We start from the raw sequence: 14,323 nt of genomic DNA on the forward strand, positions 1-14,323 counted from the left end.
ATGCTTTTAATATTAATCGATATTTAACTTAGTTTTATAAACCATTAGCCTGATACCATCATGAAAATTATAGCATCAATATTAATAGCCCTGGTTGCCATTGAACACATTTATATTTTATGGATAGAAATGTTTGCCTGGACAACCAAAGGCCGTGCAACTTTTAAAAGCTTCCCTGCCGAACTGTTTGAACCAACCAAAAATCTTGCAGCCAACCAGGGGCTTTACAACGGTTTTTTGGCCGCCGGGCTGATATGGGCGCTACTCATTGGCGATGTGGTATGGGCCAAAAATGTGGCCATGTTTTTTTTAGGCTGTGTGGTGGTAGCAGGCTTATATGGCGGCTTTACGGCAGGCAAAGCTATTTTTGTAAAGCAAATGCTTCCTGCCGCCATAGCTTTGTGCGCAGTATTGGTGTGGATGTAGGTTAACCCCGCCTCGCTGCTTAATTACTAAACCTGTTATATTGCCCCCGCTCCATCCTGATGTCCAGGCGCTGCAGCATGGCTGTTAAATTGAACCCTTGTTGCTGATATTCGGCCAGTACCAGTTCCTTCGCGTTCTTTAGCGCTTCTTCACTGGCCCATACGGCTATGGTTATGCAAATTAAGTTGCCATCATCGTCGGTGCGTTCATAAGCCTCATCGCCAATGAAACCGGGAAGTTTTTTAATAAATTCACGATTGATCTGCATGCGTTCGGTAAATTCCGCCTTTGCGTTTTGGGGCATGATAAAGCGGTCGATAAAAATTTGTTCCATGTGGTTTGTATTGTTAATTATGTTAAAAGGGTGCAGGCATAACCCTGCCTGTTCATGATATGGATAACCTGTGGCAGGTTAATTGCCTGCTGCGCCGATTCAATACGTAGTATCCGGTCGCAATCTTCCAGGTCGAAATTGATGCGGCAGTGCGGCAGATGTTGCAATAGCAGGCTAATCAGCGTAGCAGCCTCGCATTCCTGTACTACATCGGTTTTAAATATTTCAACCTGTGTGTTCATGCTCAGTAAGCAATTTCGACGGTCGACTTATAAGTTTCTTTATTAACAAGGTTGTTTACCATATAATGGCCTACATCCGCACGCGATATCTGGAGGCAGTTTTTTAAAAAACCGTTTACAGCTGTACGGTAATTAGCCGTTAATGGTTTGTCGGTTAACTGTGGCGGGCGAATAATTGTCCAGTCGGCGCTGCTGTCTTTTACGATAGATTCCATCCGTCGCAGGTCGGCATACATATGTTTAAGCAGCTTTTGAATTACATAACGGGCAACCAGGCGCACATACCAGGGAATCACGGGGCTTATTTCCACCGCCGAGGCCGAGATACAAATGATGCGCTTAACACCATGCCGCTCCATTGCTTTTAAAATATTAGCGTTGCCCTGTGAGTAAAGCGTGGTAGGCTTATCGCTAAACAGGCCACCGTTTACACCTAATGCCGATAACACAATTTGCTGACCTTCCATTTCATCCGCAAAACTTTCGGGTTGCATGATATCGCCCTTTACAATATTAAGATTGGGGTGCACAAGCAGCAATTTTGCCGGATTACGTACCAGCGCAGTAACCCGGTGCCCTGCCTGTAAAGCCTGCTCTACAGCCTGGCGGCCAATGCCGCCATTAGCGCCTGCAATAAATATGTTCATATCAGTTAAATTTAAAAACGCTTAAAAAAATTATGAGTAAAAACAGCATCAGCTGTAGCAGGTGAAAGGTTTTGATTTTGCTTTTGATGCGGGCAACTTCGGTAGTGAATACCAATCCTCCAGCTTCCAGCAACTTCCGAAGCTTTAAGCCTTGTCGCCGGCCTATAAGCAGGCTGTTCAGGATTACCAGTATCACCAACCCAAACTTAATCCGGAACCAGAGTTGCTCGCCAAAAACGCCGTGGGTTATAGCCATCATGCCTATACCGCTGGTAATAAGTACGGCGGCACCAATGCCGGCTACCCGTGGCAGCATGGCCATCATGTTCAATAAAGCTTCGGGACGGTTGCCCTGGCCGGCAAACTTCCAAAACGATGAGTAAGCCAGGTAATCAACCAATGTGGTACCGGCCATTAATACTAATGCTGTTAAATGCAGCACCAGAAAAGTGGGTAAGAGATAAGTGATTTGCATGCTTTAAACTTTTTGGTAGTAAATAATATACAATATTATACCATATGGTAGTATGTAGCAAATAACTTTTGTCATTTTTTTATAATTTTGCTTCCAAATGGTAGTAAATCAAACAGTAGAATTGGTGAAGCGCTGGGGCGCTTACGAAGCGCAGCATCCCGGCGCCAGTATTGAGGATTTTTGCCGGTACCAGCTGGCCCAAAATGTTAAGCCTGAAAGCTACGGCACGCCAAAAGGCGACCTGCGACCCGACCTGAACGGCCAGCTGGTGATCCTGTTGCGCCGGATTGGTAAATTCCATATCGCTTATTCAAACAAAGCGCTTGAGGGCACCGGGCTCGACCAGATGGAAGAATTTGGGATACTGGTAACTATTTATAACCAAAAGAACCCCATCAAATCAGAAGCCATATACAATAACATTATGGAATTATCCAGCGGCAGTAATATGCTGATCAGGCTAAAAAAACGGGGTTTGGTGAGCGAGTACGACGATGAGCAGGACAAACGGGTAAAACGCCTTAAACTAACCGCTAAAGGCGAGGCCACTTTATTAACTGCCAAAGAAGTTGTGCTGAAGGTGGCCCGAATGATGGTTAATGAATTGACCGACGAGCAAAAGCGGTTATGCATCCAACTGCTTAGCCCGATTGACCGCCGTTTTTCGGGGCTGTTTCAGAAACAACGCGCCAAGCCGTTTGATGAAATTTATCTGGAAAATATAGGGTAAGCCATATTTATTGAACAGACTTTTGAAAAGCCCCGCTTTTAAACAAGCTCTGCTTCCCGGACTTTCTTGCTATAATCTGCGTTTGTTTTTTCTGGGTCAGGTACGGCTGCTTTTTGGTATTGTGTGGTTATGAGGCTGCCTTTTGCCGCCGCGCCAATTACAATAGCTGCAGATACCAGCACAATGTTTTTAATAATGTATTGACCCAGCAAAGTAGGTATAAATACAGATGCGCCAAAGGTTTCATTAGGGAAGAAAAATAAAGGCAAAAATGTGCCTGCCATTTGAAAATACAGCAATAACAGCGTAAGGCGCAGCCATTTTTTAAACACCAGCCCAAAGCCAATAGTACACTCCCACATGGCAAGTAACGGTAACGAAACCTGGGGTTTAACCAGCCCAAATGTTAGCGTGTAAATGGTTTTACCGGCAAGGCCCTCGGCAGGGCTTACACCCGGAAAAAATTTAAGCAGGCCGAACCAGATAAATACCAGCCCTAAGGATATTCGTAATATATTTAGGCCATTTTGAGCTTTCCATACTGCTAATTTCTTCTCCTGCGATGCTATCAAACTAATTACCCGATTATTTCTCATTATTTTTTGAATCCATATTTACCCGAATGCGGTTGATAAAGATGCAAATAAACTAAAACAAAAAGCGGGCAGATTTTAAAAATTAAAAAGGAATTTTGCCTATCCTTTTTAAGTAAAGTTTTAAGAACGCAGCAGTCGTAACTGGTAAATAATGGGATATGTTGCTTAACTTAGCTTTATCGGCTTTTTTAACTACCAATTAGCTATAACACCTTATGGATTTCATAGCCTACCAGCAGCTTTTTCAGCATATTTTAACAGATATCAATCCCCGGTTCCCTTATGATGATCCGCATTATTTGAATTATACCCGGTTAAACTGGTCGCGACAGGAGCGTTGGCTAAAAGTGGGGGTGTTGAATGAAGAATTAATTGCATTGATAACGGGTATCAAAACCAAACAAAACTGGACTATTATCACCGAGCCCTGGTGCGGCGATGCATCCCATAGTTTGCCATTTATACACAGGTTATCGGAATTGAACCCACTGATTAAAGTTGATTATCAATTAAGGGATAGCGAGCCATTTTTAATAAACAGTTACCTCACCAGGGGCAGCAAATCAATACCCAAACTGATAATTGCCAATAGCTACCATCAAGACCTTGCCACCTGGGGCCCACGGCCGGCCGGTTGCCAGCTGTTATATGAGCAGCTTGTAAAAGACCACGTTGTTATGGAGCAGCAAAAGATAGCCTTGCAGCAATGGTATAATGCTGATAAAGGCGTGAGTTTACAGCAGGAATTGGTTGCTATTTTTAAAGCGATTGGGCAATGATTTATATCGCATGGCGGAGACGACTCACCCCGGCTACGCTATGCTGGCCGACCCTCTCTCCGGCTGAAACCGCATAGAGGGTGAAGCTCATTTTTTGTTTTCTTATCTTTTTCTTTTTTTTTGCCCCCTCTATGCGACGCAGTCGGAGAGAGGGGAAGACGGGCGTAGCCTCGTCGGGGTGAGTCGTAGCCGGCGTTCAAAGCCAATGTTTTTGTAAAATCAAATACATCCTGAACAAAAAATCAACTCAATAACCCACCTGTAAACGATACTTTAATTTTTGACTGAAAGTTTTCAATGATCTTAAAAATTTCTTTCAGCGTAACGCGTTCGATTTTTGAAAGTTGTGAGATATCGATATAGTTATCCGGTTCGGTATGGTCCTGGATGATTTGTTCGGTTTGTTTTTTTAGCCGCAGGTTCATCAGGAAGTAGTAGGATTGGATCAGTTCATGGTATTCTGATTCGGAGAAAATTCCTTTTGCCTTCAGAGCTTTCAGGCGCTCGCCGGTGTTTACTTCAAAAATGCGGTTCTTAAGGGCGTAAACTCGTACCAGGTCAACAATGGGGCTCATTGTTCTTTTGATATCAAATACCTCACGGCTATCTTTTTTAAACGTGCGGATGGTGTTAAAAAACGTTAATGGCGGCTCGTATTGCAAGGCATTTTTGGCCATATGGAAAAATAGCTTTTCTAAAGGCTGTTGCAGTCGCTCATCTAAAAACTGATGCAGTTCGTCCATAATGGCACTTTCGCCATAAATGGTGCGGCAATCAAAAAAGGTAGAAAAATTGATCACCGTTTCGGGGATAGATTCGTCCATCCAGTACTCGTAATTGCGTTTCCAGTGCGATAGGGAGTGCGTCCATTTAGGGTTTTGGGCCATAAAATCGCCCGTGCAGTATACAAAGCCAATGTTGTTTAAATCGTTGGATACCCGGGTTGCCAGGTCAAGGAAATAAGCCCGTACCTCTTCGCGGTGCTCATTGGCTTTATCTTCATAAATAATGGCGTTGTCCTGGTCGGTTTTAAAGGTTTGTTCTTTACGGCCCTCGCTGCCCAGCACCATAAAAACGAATTTGGCGGGAGGCGGCCCAATTTGGTCAATTACACTTTCAATTACTTTTTGCGCAATAGTATCGGCAACGGTAGTAATTATCTGGTTCACAATCTCGGCGTTTACACCACGGCCAAGTAGTTGGGTCACAAACTGCGGTACGCTTTGCCACTTGCGTTTCAGTTCATCTGTTGATAGCGCCAGCTTAACCGATTGTATAAACACCAGCGGCGATTGCGCCTGCTCGCTCAACAACTTATTGCGGCTGATAAAGCCCACATATCCCCCGGCCTTTTGGATCAGGATGTACCGGGTTTTGGTCTGGAACATCATCAGTAGCGCCTCGTAAACAAAGGCATCCGCACTGATGCTCACTATAGGCGTATCCATAACCAGGCTTACGGCACCAGCAGTGTCATATTGCCGGGCTATCACCTTATCGCGCAGCGTAATATCAGTTACGTAGCCAATAATCTTTTGCTCATCATCCAATATAAAAAGGCAGCTGGTTTTTTGGGCAGCCATAAGCTGTGCTGCTTTAAATATGGGCGTTTGTTCATGGCAGGCTACTACGGGCCGGTATTCTATACTTTCTACGCGGCGCGAGTATAATTGCTCAGATGCGATATAGCTTTCGGTAAAGGAGGCTGGTTGCTTAAAAAAATGCACAAACTCCTCGTTTTGCATCCGCTTGCCAAACTCGGCTGTAAAATGCAAAAAGAAATCTTCGTAAGTTTTGCACAACAGCCGAAAATCCCTGCGGTGCAAAAAATACACCAGCGTTCCCTTTTTGGCAACAACCGTACGTAACGACCGCCGCCTGTTAAGCAATACCGAAACGCCGCCGTAGCAAAAACCGGGCTCGTGGTTTTCTATCAAACGCTTATTGCCAGCGCTATCGTAAAAAAAAGATTCGTAGCTGCCCTTTACAATAATATCAACCCCCTTCATCATGGTTATATCCTGCTGGTAAATTACCGCGTCTTTTTGGTAGCTGATTTCCTGTAGCTGCTCGGCTACGCCTTGCAGCACGTTGGCGGGCAGGGCATTAAAAGGCGTAGTAGTTTTCAGAAATTCCAGTCGGTTGTTCATAAGCTGTAAATGATGATGGCTGCCAACAATATAAGCATTAACGCGGGCAATAAGCAGCCTTTTTGCTTTTGGGTTGGATCGCGCTGTAGTTCAAAATCCAGGTTTTGCTGCCTGATGCTTTTATCCGGGATTTCGCCACGGTTGCGTAATTCAAAAAAGCAAGCGGCGGTAGCCTGGGCATCATGCAGGGCGTTGTGCTGGTGCTGCAAGTTGGTGTTAAACAACATGTAGTACAGCTCTTCTAACCGTAAATGTCGCGTAAGCGAGCTGTGCACCAGGTGTGTGGTAGCTACCATGGTACAAAAAACAGGCAGTGTATTCAACGGGTTTTCCATGGCCGACCGGTAAAACGCCGCCCCCAGCAGGTAATAATCCAGGCGTATAAAATGGCCTGTTACCATAGGTTGGTATTGCTGCAAATCGGCAGTCAGCAATTGCAGTACTTCGGTTAGCGGTTTGCCGTTTATAGCCAAAAACTCCGGTGTAAGGCCGTGAATAACCAGGGCGGCAGGTGTAATATGGATGCCTTCGCTGCCTATGTAGTGGTTCTGTTGCTTAATCAGCGTGTGGTGCTTATCGTAAATAAGCCATGATACCTGCAGGGCATGGGGCCAATTTTCGTCGGCGCTGTAAGGTAGGTCCCATTTAAGCGGGAGGCCCGATGCTTCTGTATCGATAAATAAAAAGTAGTCGTTCAAGGTATTTGCCGATGCTGTTTGCGCGGGCATTCAAAAGTAATTAATTCTGCCAGAAGTTGATGGGGATTAAACGGGCGTAAGGAATTTTCTAACAGCGGTATGTGTTGATAAAATACTGCACTTTACATTGTTATTTCTCTTTTGGAAGAAAGTGCACAGAAATTAAACAAACTAATGCACTTAGCAGTAGCGTTGTTAAAATAAAAGTTATCAATGGTGTTAAGTGGTTGGTAGCTATAAAGTTATAAAAAACAGCTCCCGATTCAAAATATTTTTAAAAAAAAGTCGTTATAAAAGGTTTTCGTACGGCGTGTGCTTGTGGCTTTCAAGCTCAATAATCAGCGAGGGGACTTTTTTTACAGCTATGTAAATGCAATATAAACCCGGCAGTAATGGCAAAACCGGGAGCACTATCGATTCTGTATATATTGGGATTGATTTTTCTTTTTTTACTTTCGCCAAAAAATATTCGGAATGAAAGAGCAGCTACTTGAGTTAATAATGGCATCCCAAAAAGGATTGCTGGCATTTAATGAAGTTATAAAATTGATTGACATGCATTACAATCATCAGCCAACCGTTTTTAAAAATGGCAATTTGTATAATGAGGCAATGCAAAACCAGGGGAGCGCCAGGGTTTTTACCTGTGCTAAACTTAATAACTTAAGCGCAGCAGATACACTCTGGTTATTTGCCGAACATTATCAATCGGTATTAGCCAACCCGGATGCAGCAGACCATCAAAATATAAGGCAGTTTATGACTCATGGATGGGATGGGGTGGTTTTTGAGGGTGAGGCTTTGAGCGCGAAATAGAAGGGACCCGGTTTATCTTTAAAACCAATTAGTTGCGCGGTACGCTTGCGCCACCGGAAAAATTACGAGCACGCCGGCATGGCGGATACCCTATGTTGCAGCAACCGCAAAACAGGTATATTGCGATACACTTTCGTTTTCACAGATGAGCGACCAACAACACGAAGTCCGCCGAAACCGGGGGAAAGACCCGCACGACGACGCGCTTTTTTGCAAGCCGAAGGAGCGTGAAAAGCTGTTACAGGCTTTACAGGATATGCATTATTTGCTCAGTAAAGATTATCCGCCAAGGGCAACGCTGGCATTGGTTGGCAACAGGTACCGGTTAAGGCAACGGCAGATCCTGGCTCTGCAAGGCATGGCTTGTTCGGCAAAAGATATCCAAAATCGTAAGAATAAGGAAGTAGCAGCTGTAGGTGTTCGCGGTAAAACCATTTATGTAGATGGTTTCAATATTGTTATTATACTGGAATCCCTTTTATCGGGCGGATATGTTTTTAAAGGGTTAGACGGCTGTTACCGCGATATCTCGTCGGTACACGGATCTTATAAAAGGGTGAGGCAGACCGACAAAGTGCTCATCATGGTGGGCAAGGCGTTGCAGGAGCTTGGTGCCGGGCGTGTGAACTGGATATTTGACGCCCCGGTATCAAACAGCGGGCGGCTTAAAACACTTTGTTATGAAACAGCGACGCAACAGGGCTTTTCCTGGGATATTCATTTAGACAACGCCCCCGACAAATTTTTAATTGCCGAAAACCGGCTCATCGTAAGTTCAGATGCCTGGGTGCTTAACGGTTGCTACGAATGGTTTAGGCTTGCCTCCTACATTATTAAACACTTTATTGATAATATGACGGTGAATATTATTAATCAGGATGGAGAATGAGGCGAACAGTAGTCTGGAGACAATGAGTATAGTAGTTTGAAGTCCGAGACGTCGAATGGGGGTAATTTCTATCCTATTTGGTCTTTTACGTATTCAATACCCCGCGCCAATTTATATTTAAACCATTCTTCGCGCAAGCCGGGATGGTATTGCAACAGGTGATTGAAATTGCCAAACGGCTTTTTGCGCGATATAGCATCAATAAATTTGTTGTGTGTAGGTATATGGTTAATACCGGCAATAAAATCTTCCATAACTTTAAATGCCTCACGACTGCTCATTCCCTCAAACCGTTGATAATCGCCGTAGTTTTCGGCAATTTTATCAATAACCTCAGCCCAAGGTTCTTCGTCATAGCCGGGGTTCTTGAATTCATCCGGGTAATAATCCATCGTTCCTGTTGGTTTATGATAAAAACAAATCATACCCATATCCAACATCTCGGCAATATCTTTTATAATTTCGGGTGTTATTTCTTTTACTAAATGCATATTAATGTAGTTTAGTGTAGTTAATATGTTGTATAACCACGATAGGCAATGCAAAAATAAAAGTTTATTATAAATACCATCAGCCTGGATAAAGCCAAATTGGAATATGTTTACGTTGCAAATAAATCTGGAATCATTGGGGCTTGTTGAAACGCTGCCATCCAATGAGGAGGTAAAAGTTTTTAGTGAAACCAATGAAGTGAAATAACTGGCCGATGCCACCATCAGCGACACCCGCACCCTACACCTGCATTTAAAAGCCAGGCAATTGTTAAATGACGGGCGGGTAATGGATGCCTGGAAAGTGTTGTTGATGTAGTTTATTTATTGACCTTGTCATTGCTCTGTTGTTCGATTCTCCGACTTCGAGCCCTTGTGACCGTAGTTGGCGACTGTTAGGCCTGGCCTGCCCGGGCGTTTTTTTTGCTGATTTGCGACAACCAGATATCCCAGTCCTATATATACGATAACCACCACCCGCTATGTGTTTGCTTATATCGGCCATAGTGACGGCAGGGATAATACATCAGCGCAATAACGGTTATCCAGCACAGGTACACCCCCCAAAGCGGAATACCGAAACCCGGCGCGGCCCATACCGGTGTAGGCTTCTGAAAGTCAAACGGAATACCGGCGATTACAACGCCCGCTACATTGATTATGCGCAGCAACACCAAATGTGCGATAAAATAAAAGTAAGGCACATTGCCATATACAGTACAAAACCGGGTAACGCGGTTGCTTGTGCCCTCGGTAACCGACAACAATAGCAATACCGGCCCAAGCGTCATCAACATAAACAGGAGCGAGGGCGTTTGCTTTCTTACGTTCAGGAACGAAAGCAAGGTATGCGCCGTATTCCGCTGAACGGCCCAGGGTGCAGGGTCGCCGTAATGGTTGATGAGGCGCAGGGTAACAAACAGCACAATCAAGGCGCAGCCCGAAAGTTTTAATATTTTCTGCCGCTTTGCCGCGTTATAGCCCTTTTTGTACAGATGGCCAAAAACGTAGCCTAACAATAAAGCCCCCGTCCACGGAATGGCGGCATAAATAGCGAAAATAAACCGGTTGGCGCCAATAGGGATCAATGCCCCTACGCCATTCAATAATAGCGTAGCAAGGTTGCCAGGAATGCCGTTCTTAGGCAAATCAACGTTGTCGAGTAAATTATGGCCGGCAATAATCAGTATGGCAACCACGGCTATAATTTTTTTAGGGGCCCGAATCAGTAAGCCCAAAATAATCATGCCAAAGCCAATGGCCCACAAAACCTCCAGCACCGGGAAATGGTAATGCACATCAAAGCTAAAGATGAGGCTGATAATTACCAGGTCGGATAATATGAGCCAGGCACCTCGTTTTAGTAACAAAGTGGTCATTTGGCCGGTTGTTCGGCGTTGCGCGGCAAGGCATGCCGATACGCCGCTCAAAAAAACAAAGGTGGGTGCGCAAAAATGTGTTATCCAGCGCGTAAAAAACAGTATCACCGTGGTGCGCTGTACATCAAGCGGGGGCGGCCCGGCCAGGTGCAAAAAATCGCGGGTATGGTCAAGCGTCATGATAATCATGATTAATCCGCGCACGATGTCTACCGACTGTATACGTTCTTTCATCAAAATAAAGATAGTACAAAACCTTAGTTTTTCTCAATAAGGTATCTTCCTTATCCCGATTTTAAACAAGCATTGTACGACGGCTTTTTTGCTACTTGATTATGGTGGTGGGAATAGGCACCTTAGTGTGGAGGCTACGGGCATCGACCACAGGCTAAATTCGAAGCCAGAGAATCGAATTACGGGATTACCACCACCGTGCTATTGCGAGGAACGAAGCAATCTCTGGGCTGTGCATGGCGGTTATGCATGGCCTATACTTAGCACGCGGACCACAAAGGTGGACCTGCGGTAGCGAGGGGAACTCTATGAACAACAGGCTTATTTTATTTTGGGTGAAGCCAGAGCATACGGAATAATAGTAATATTTTTGATCTAAATTATACTAAATGACCACTTTAAAATTAGCCTTTTCAGTTCTTATTATATTTTTTTTTAACTGCAAAAAAAATCAGCAATTAACAAAAGAAACCACTCAAAAAGATAGCGTAATTGTTCCGGTTAAGCAATGGCTCAATTTGAATTATGCCGATGATGGCAAAGAGTATCATAACCTCGACATCCATTTGCCTAACGTAGCAAAACCCACGTATAAGGCAATTATTGTAATATACGGTAGCGCATGGTATGGCAATAATTTGAAACAAGCCGCGTTTGATGCCCTTGGAAAACCATTGCTCGACAGCGGTTTTGCGGTTATAGCCATTAACCACAGGTCAAGTGGCGATGCTCCTTACCCAGCCCAAATCAATGATGTGAAAGCTGCGGTACGATATATAAGGGCAAATGCTGGTAAATATCAAATTGATGCTTCATTTATTGGCATTACAGGCTATTCATCAGGTGGACATCTTGCCTCGCTCGCCGGAACATCAAATTCTGTTAAAGAATTTACAGTGGGGAAAGTGAAGGTTGACATAGAAGGAAACGTAGGAAATTATACCGCAGCCAGCAGTTCTGTGAATGCGGTAGTTGATTGGTTTGGCCCTATCGACATGGCTCTGATGGATGAGTGTAAGAAACCTAAAGGAGCTGACTCTCCCGAAGGTGCGCTTATTAGAGGCAATCCGGTCGATAATCTTGATATGATAGCCTTGCTCAACCCCATCACCTTTCTGGACAAAGCGGATCCTCATTTTATGGTAATTCATGGCGATGCTGATAATGTTGTACCCTATTGCCAAAGTGAGCTTTTTGCCAAAGCATTGAAAGAACAGGGAATATTAACTGAGTTTATTTCTGTTCCTAAAGGTCAGCACGGACCGATTACATTCAATGAAAATACTTTTAATAAAATGACAGATTTCTTTTTAAAAGAAGCCAAAAAAAAATAGCACAGCACTTTAATCGTCTCTTTGCCCTTAGTGGCCTCCCATACCAATTGAATAGCCCCGTTTGTTCCGTGGAGGCATAAAGCAGACCAGCAGAGTTGACGATAAGCGCGGCATTAGCTTATGGTCGGTGTTTTCACTGCAGCAGCCAATGCTCGTATTTTACATATGCTTTAGTTGCAAATCTATGCAACACCGGGTTCCGCCAGGCCAACTGGAAGTGGTGCGGTGATAATACCGACCACGGGCTAAATTGCAAAGTGTTAATTGCAAGATCCTTATCGTTGAATGGTTATTGGAAGTTCAGATCTTGTGCTAACATTGTTGTATTTTACCATTACAATAGCATTTATTTAAATTGCCGGATATTTCGATGATATAACTGCCTACCCGCAGTTGCTCTAGCTGTAAAGGATTCGTTAGCAATTAATTCTTTCATTATAGGCGTGGAATCCAATACATTTAATTTTGTAAGCACACCAGTAATTTCCATTTTTCCAGCTTTATATTGTGTTTTTTTATAACTCACTTTAAAACCGGCATTTAGGATAAAAGCAATCAAGTCACAACAAAGGCTACTAAAATCCTTTGGTGAAGAAAAAACCAAATCATCAATAAAACGGGAGTATGTTAGTCCATGTATTTTACAAAAGGCGATAACATGGTGATCATTCGGTAAAAAAATCAAATTTGCCAATGTGGAACTGGTTGGCGTTCCTTGCGGTAAAACATGCTTATAAGTTGTTAAGTGGGTTAAAATACTAGCCACTTTCGTACTGAAGCCGTTATCTAAGAACATCTGGAATACCCTTTCAAATGATACAGAAGGAAAATAGCTTTTCATATCTGTTTTGAATTTGTATTTTTTACCTAAATGAACAGCAGCGTTGGCAATATTGGAATATCCCTTAACACCACCCTTGATGTTAGTAGGTAACGGAATTGCAGTTAGTATACGGCTATTGATTATCTTTTGTATTTCTTTTAACCGGCCTTTGCTTGGATTTAATTCACGCATTACTGGTTTGCCTTGATCATCAAAGCGCAGTTTACGGTGCTCATCCAACTTTGGTTTATATGATACATAATAATACTTATGCTTATCAGAAATCAACTGCGCGATCTCTTCTTCCGTGCTTTTCAAAACCAGCATCAGTAATTTGACTTGTTTTATCGCTGCGGTTTTAAGTTCAGTCATTTTCAACAAGTTCAGAAATTAGCTGTTTAACCGTTGGGCCGATGATTTGGAATGCCTGTTTTTTGCTCTCGGGAATATCATCAGTATCTATTGCTAAAAAGAACAGCACCGGCAGTGCTACGTTTAACTTCTCAGTTATCAATTTTAGCGTAGAGATATTAGGCTCCTTTTGATTATTTTCTATTTGTGATAAATAAGTTTGTGATAAACCGCATAATTTAGCAAAGGCATATTGTTTAATAAGCTTGTGCTTTCTTAACGTTTTTATAGCGTTTCCTAAATTCATAATTAACATTTAAAGTAAATGTTGGGTGTCTAATCAAAATAATAAATCCTTCAATTTGTGAAAATCTTCGTTTAACAGTACCCTTAACAGGATCTCTATTACCCTTGCTATAATGATGTTATTCAGCGGATTTTTGGGATCTGCTGAATCTCTTACAGTTTCCAGGAAAACGATGCACTCCTTTAGAAGTTCAACATTCTGATCAGAAAACGAACTACGGTTCTCTGAGATGATAGATTGAATACCTGCGGTCAACCTATCGATTGTTTGTGGATTAAACATATTTTTAAAAGTTTTAGTTAGCCTAGCTACATGCTAAGCTTGCTTCATACTTTTCATACTAAAGACTAACTATTGCTTCTGACGGTAGTTCGCTATACACTCCAACATTATTCTTGCTTCAAAAAAAGCGGATCCGGGTTATACTGTTGATAATAAAATCTTTAACCGGAATGAGACCCATACGGGTGAGACATTAAATGCTCTGAATTGTGCTTGCAAATAGATAATCGTTTAATTCCACTATAACAAAGAACTAAACAAGGTTTGACCCTTGTCTTGTACAAATATATGAATAATTATTAAATTGCAGTTAATAAAAATTATTTTTGTCCTCTGCTGA

The 14,323-nt window shown here is 43.0% G+C and carries 18 protein-coding genes; 6 read left to right on the forward strand and 12 right to left on the reverse strand.

Features of this window, described 5'->3' with window-relative positions:
• Positions 1 to 60 precede the first annotated feature (60 nt).
• Positions 61 to 426, forward strand: coding sequence for a DUF1304 domain-containing protein (locus ACFGVS_RS29640; protein WP_439696707.1), 366 nt, complete (start codon positions 61 to 63; stop codon positions 424 to 426).
• A 19-nt stretch (positions 427 to 445) separates the two neighbouring features.
• On the opposite strand, the gene ACFGVS_RS29645 is transcribed toward ACFGVS_RS29640, so the two are convergent.
• The 4 genes from ACFGVS_RS29645 to ACFGVS_RS29660 are packed head-to-tail and all read right to left on the reverse strand — an operon-like array spanning position 446 to position 2,124.
• Positions 446 to 760, reverse strand: a complete 315-nt coding sequence (locus tag ACFGVS_RS29645; protein WP_439696708.1) for an antibiotic biosynthesis monooxygenase family protein — start codon at positions 758 to 760, stop codon at positions 446 to 448.
• A gap of 17 nt (positions 761 to 777) precedes the next feature.
• Complete coding sequence (locus tag ACFGVS_RS29650; protein WP_439696709.1) at positions 778 to 1,002, reverse strand: hypothetical protein; 225 nt, start codon at positions 1,000 to 1,002, stop codon at positions 778 to 780.
• Between the two features lie 2 nt (positions 1,003 to 1,004).
• The gene (locus ACFGVS_RS29655) at positions 1,005 to 1,649 is read right to left on the reverse strand and encodes an NAD(P)-dependent oxidoreductase (protein ID WP_439696710.1); all 645 of its coding nucleotides are present in this window, start codon (positions 1,647 to 1,649) and stop codon (positions 1,005 to 1,007) included.
• Between the two features lies 1 nt (position 1,650).
• Positions 1,651 to 2,124, reverse strand: a complete 474-nt coding sequence (locus ACFGVS_RS29660; RefSeq protein ID WP_439696711.1) for a hypothetical protein — start codon at positions 2,122 to 2,124, stop codon at positions 1,651 to 1,653.
• A gap of 97 nt (positions 2,125 to 2,221) precedes the next feature.
• Between ACFGVS_RS29660 and ACFGVS_RS29665 the strand changes: the two genes are divergently transcribed.
• On the forward strand, positions 2,222 to 2,854 hold the full coding sequence (locus tag ACFGVS_RS29665) for a MarR family winged helix-turn-helix transcriptional regulator (protein ID WP_439696712.1): 633 nt from the start codon (positions 2,222 to 2,224) through the stop codon (positions 2,852 to 2,854).
• Between the two features lie 38 nt (positions 2,855 to 2,892).
• On the opposite strand, the gene ACFGVS_RS29670 is transcribed toward ACFGVS_RS29665, so the two are convergent.
• Positions 2,893 to 3,450, reverse strand: coding sequence for a DoxX family membrane protein (locus ACFGVS_RS29670; RefSeq protein WP_439696713.1), 558 nt, complete (start codon positions 3,448 to 3,450; stop codon positions 2,893 to 2,895).
• 215 nt (positions 3,451 to 3,665) lie between these two features.
• Between ACFGVS_RS29670 and ACFGVS_RS29675 the strand changes: the two genes are divergently transcribed.
• A complete protein-coding gene (locus ACFGVS_RS29675; RefSeq protein WP_439696714.1) occupies positions 3,666 to 4,229 on the forward strand; it encodes a thioredoxin family protein in 564 nt (187 codons plus the stop codon).
• Positions 4,230 to 4,471: 242 nt separating this feature from the next.
• Here ACFGVS_RS29675 and ACFGVS_RS29680 read toward each other — a convergent pair whose 3' ends face one another.
• Positions 4,472 to 6,379: a DUF294 nucleotidyltransferase-like domain-containing protein gene (locus ACFGVS_RS29680; RefSeq protein WP_439696715.1), complete on the reverse strand. Its 1,908-nt coding sequence runs from the start codon at positions 6,377 to 6,379 to the stop codon at positions 4,472 to 4,474.
• Positions 6,376 to 7,107: a 3'-5' exonuclease gene (locus tag ACFGVS_RS29685; protein WP_439696716.1), complete on the reverse strand. Its 732-nt coding sequence runs from the start codon at positions 7,105 to 7,107 to the stop codon at positions 6,376 to 6,378. The genes ACFGVS_RS29680 and ACFGVS_RS29685 overlap by 4 nt, the downstream gene beginning before the upstream one ends.
• 444 nt (positions 7,108 to 7,551) lie before the next feature.
• Here ACFGVS_RS29685 and ACFGVS_RS29690 point away from each other — a divergent pair, with 444 nt between their 5' ends.
• Entirely contained in the window at positions 7,552 to 7,893 is a 342-nt protein-coding gene (locus ACFGVS_RS29690) for a HopJ type III effector protein (RefSeq protein ID WP_439696717.1), read from the forward strand.
• A 145-nt stretch (positions 7,894 to 8,038) separates the two neighbouring features.
• A complete protein-coding gene (locus tag ACFGVS_RS29695) occupies positions 8,039 to 8,782 on the forward strand; it encodes a DUF434 domain-containing protein (RefSeq protein WP_439696718.1) in 744 nt (247 codons plus the stop codon).
• Positions 8,783 to 8,850: 68 nt separating this feature from the next.
• Here the strand turns inward: ACFGVS_RS29695 and ACFGVS_RS29700 are convergent, their stop codons facing one another.
• Both ACFGVS_RS29700 and ACFGVS_RS29705 read right to left on the reverse strand, forming a co-directional pair.
• A complete protein-coding gene (locus ACFGVS_RS29700) occupies positions 8,851 to 9,273 on the reverse strand; it encodes a UPF0158 family protein (protein WP_439696719.1) in 423 nt (140 codons plus the stop codon).
• Positions 9,274 to 9,728: 455 nt separating this feature from the next.
• Entirely contained in the window at positions 9,729 to 10,886 is a 1,158-nt protein-coding gene (locus ACFGVS_RS29705; RefSeq protein WP_439696720.1) for a DUF1624 domain-containing protein, read from the reverse strand.
• Between the two features lie 389 nt (positions 10,887 to 11,275).
• Here ACFGVS_RS29705 and ACFGVS_RS29710 point away from each other — a divergent pair, with 389 nt between their 5' ends.
• Positions 11,276 to 12,220 carry a prolyl oligopeptidase family serine peptidase gene (locus ACFGVS_RS29710; protein WP_439696721.1) on the forward strand — a complete coding sequence of 315 codons (945 nt, stop codon included), beginning with the start codon at positions 11,276 to 11,278 and terminating at the stop codon, positions 12,218 to 12,220.
• Between the two features lie 346 nt (positions 12,221 to 12,566).
• Here the strand turns inward: ACFGVS_RS29710 and ACFGVS_RS29715 are convergent, their stop codons facing one another.
• Genes ACFGVS_RS29715 through ACFGVS_RS29725 form a run of 3 tightly spaced genes read right to left on the reverse strand, consistent with a single transcriptional unit; the run spans position 12,567 to position 13,983 of the window.
• Complete coding sequence (locus ACFGVS_RS29715; protein ID WP_439696722.1) at positions 12,567 to 13,415, reverse strand: reverse transcriptase family protein; 849 nt, start codon at positions 13,413 to 13,415, stop codon at positions 12,567 to 12,569.
• Entirely contained in the window at positions 13,408 to 13,701 is a 294-nt protein-coding gene (locus ACFGVS_RS29720; protein ID WP_439696723.1) for a helix-turn-helix domain-containing protein, read from the reverse strand. Before ACFGVS_RS29720 ends, ACFGVS_RS29715 begins: the two co-directional genes overlap by 8 nt.
• 33 nt (positions 13,702 to 13,734) lie before the next feature.
• Positions 13,735 to 13,983 (reverse strand): hypothetical protein, encoded by a 249-nt coding sequence (locus tag ACFGVS_RS29725; protein ID WP_439696724.1) that lies wholly within the window; start codon positions 13,981 to 13,983, stop codon positions 13,735 to 13,737.
• Between the last annotated feature and the right edge of the window lie 340 nt (positions 13,984 to 14,323).

Source organism: Mucilaginibacter sediminis (assembly GCF_051903035.1).
GTDB lineage: Bacteria > Bacteroidota > Bacteroidia > Sphingobacteriales > Sphingobacteriaceae > Mucilaginibacter.

Coding starts and splice junctions, on each gene's coding strand:
- ACFGVS_RS29725 (WP_439696724.1), bottom strand. CDS start 13,983: ATGTTTAATCCACAAACAATCGATAGGTTGACCGCAGGTATTCAATCT.
- ACFGVS_RS29655 (WP_439696710.1), bottom strand. CDS start 1,649: ATGAACATATTTATTGCAGGCGCTAATGGCGGCATTGGCCGCCAGGCT.
- ACFGVS_RS29675 (WP_439696714.1), top strand. CDS start 3,666: ATGGATTTCATAGCCTACCAGCAGCTTTTTCAGCATATTTTAACAGAT.
- ACFGVS_RS29660 (WP_439696711.1), bottom strand. CDS start 2,124: ATGCAAATCACTTATCTCTTACCCACTTTTCTGGTGCTGCATTTAACA.
- ACFGVS_RS29705 (WP_439696720.1), bottom strand. CDS start 10,886: ATGAAAGAACGTATACAGTCGGTAGACATCGTGCGCGGATTAATCATG.
- ACFGVS_RS29710 (WP_439696721.1), top strand. CDS start 11,276: ATGACCACTTTAAAATTAGCCTTTTCAGTTCTTATTATATTTTTTTTT.
- ACFGVS_RS29670 (WP_439696713.1), bottom strand. CDS start 3,450: ATGAGAAATAATCGGGTAATTAGTTTGATAGCATCGCAGGAGAAGAAA.
- ACFGVS_RS29690 (WP_439696717.1), top strand. CDS start 7,552: ATGAAAGAGCAGCTACTTGAGTTAATAATGGCATCCCAAAAAGGATTG.
- ACFGVS_RS29700 (WP_439696719.1), bottom strand. CDS start 9,273: ATGCATTTAGTAAAAGAAATAACACCCGAAATTATAAAAGATATTGCC.
- ACFGVS_RS29640 (WP_439696707.1), top strand. CDS start 61: ATGAAAATTATAGCATCAATATTAATAGCCCTGGTTGCCATTGAACAC.
- ACFGVS_RS29650 (WP_439696709.1), bottom strand. CDS start 1,002: ATGAACACACAGGTTGAAATATTTAAAACCGATGTAGTACAGGAATGC.
- ACFGVS_RS29720 (WP_439696723.1), bottom strand. CDS start 13,701: ATGAATTTAGGAAACGCTATAAAAACGTTAAGAAAGCACAAGCTTATT.
- ACFGVS_RS29685 (WP_439696716.1), bottom strand. CDS start 7,107: ATGCCCGCGCAAACAGCATCGGCAAATACCTTGAACGACTACTTTTTA.
- ACFGVS_RS29680 (WP_439696715.1), bottom strand. CDS start 6,379: ATGAACAACCGACTGGAATTTCTGAAAACTACTACGCCTTTTAATGCC.
- ACFGVS_RS29665 (WP_439696712.1), top strand. CDS start 2,222: ATGGTAGTAAATCAAACAGTAGAATTGGTGAAGCGCTGGGGCGCTTAC.
- ACFGVS_RS29715 (WP_439696722.1), bottom strand. CDS start 13,415: ATGACTGAACTTAAAACCGCAGCGATAAAACAAGTCAAATTACTGATG.
- ACFGVS_RS29645 (WP_439696708.1), bottom strand. CDS start 760: ATGGAACAAATTTTTATCGACCGCTTTATCATGCCCCAAAACGCAAAG.
- ACFGVS_RS29695 (WP_439696718.1), top strand. CDS start 8,039: ATGAGCGACCAACAACACGAAGTCCGCCGAAACCGGGGGAAAGACCCG.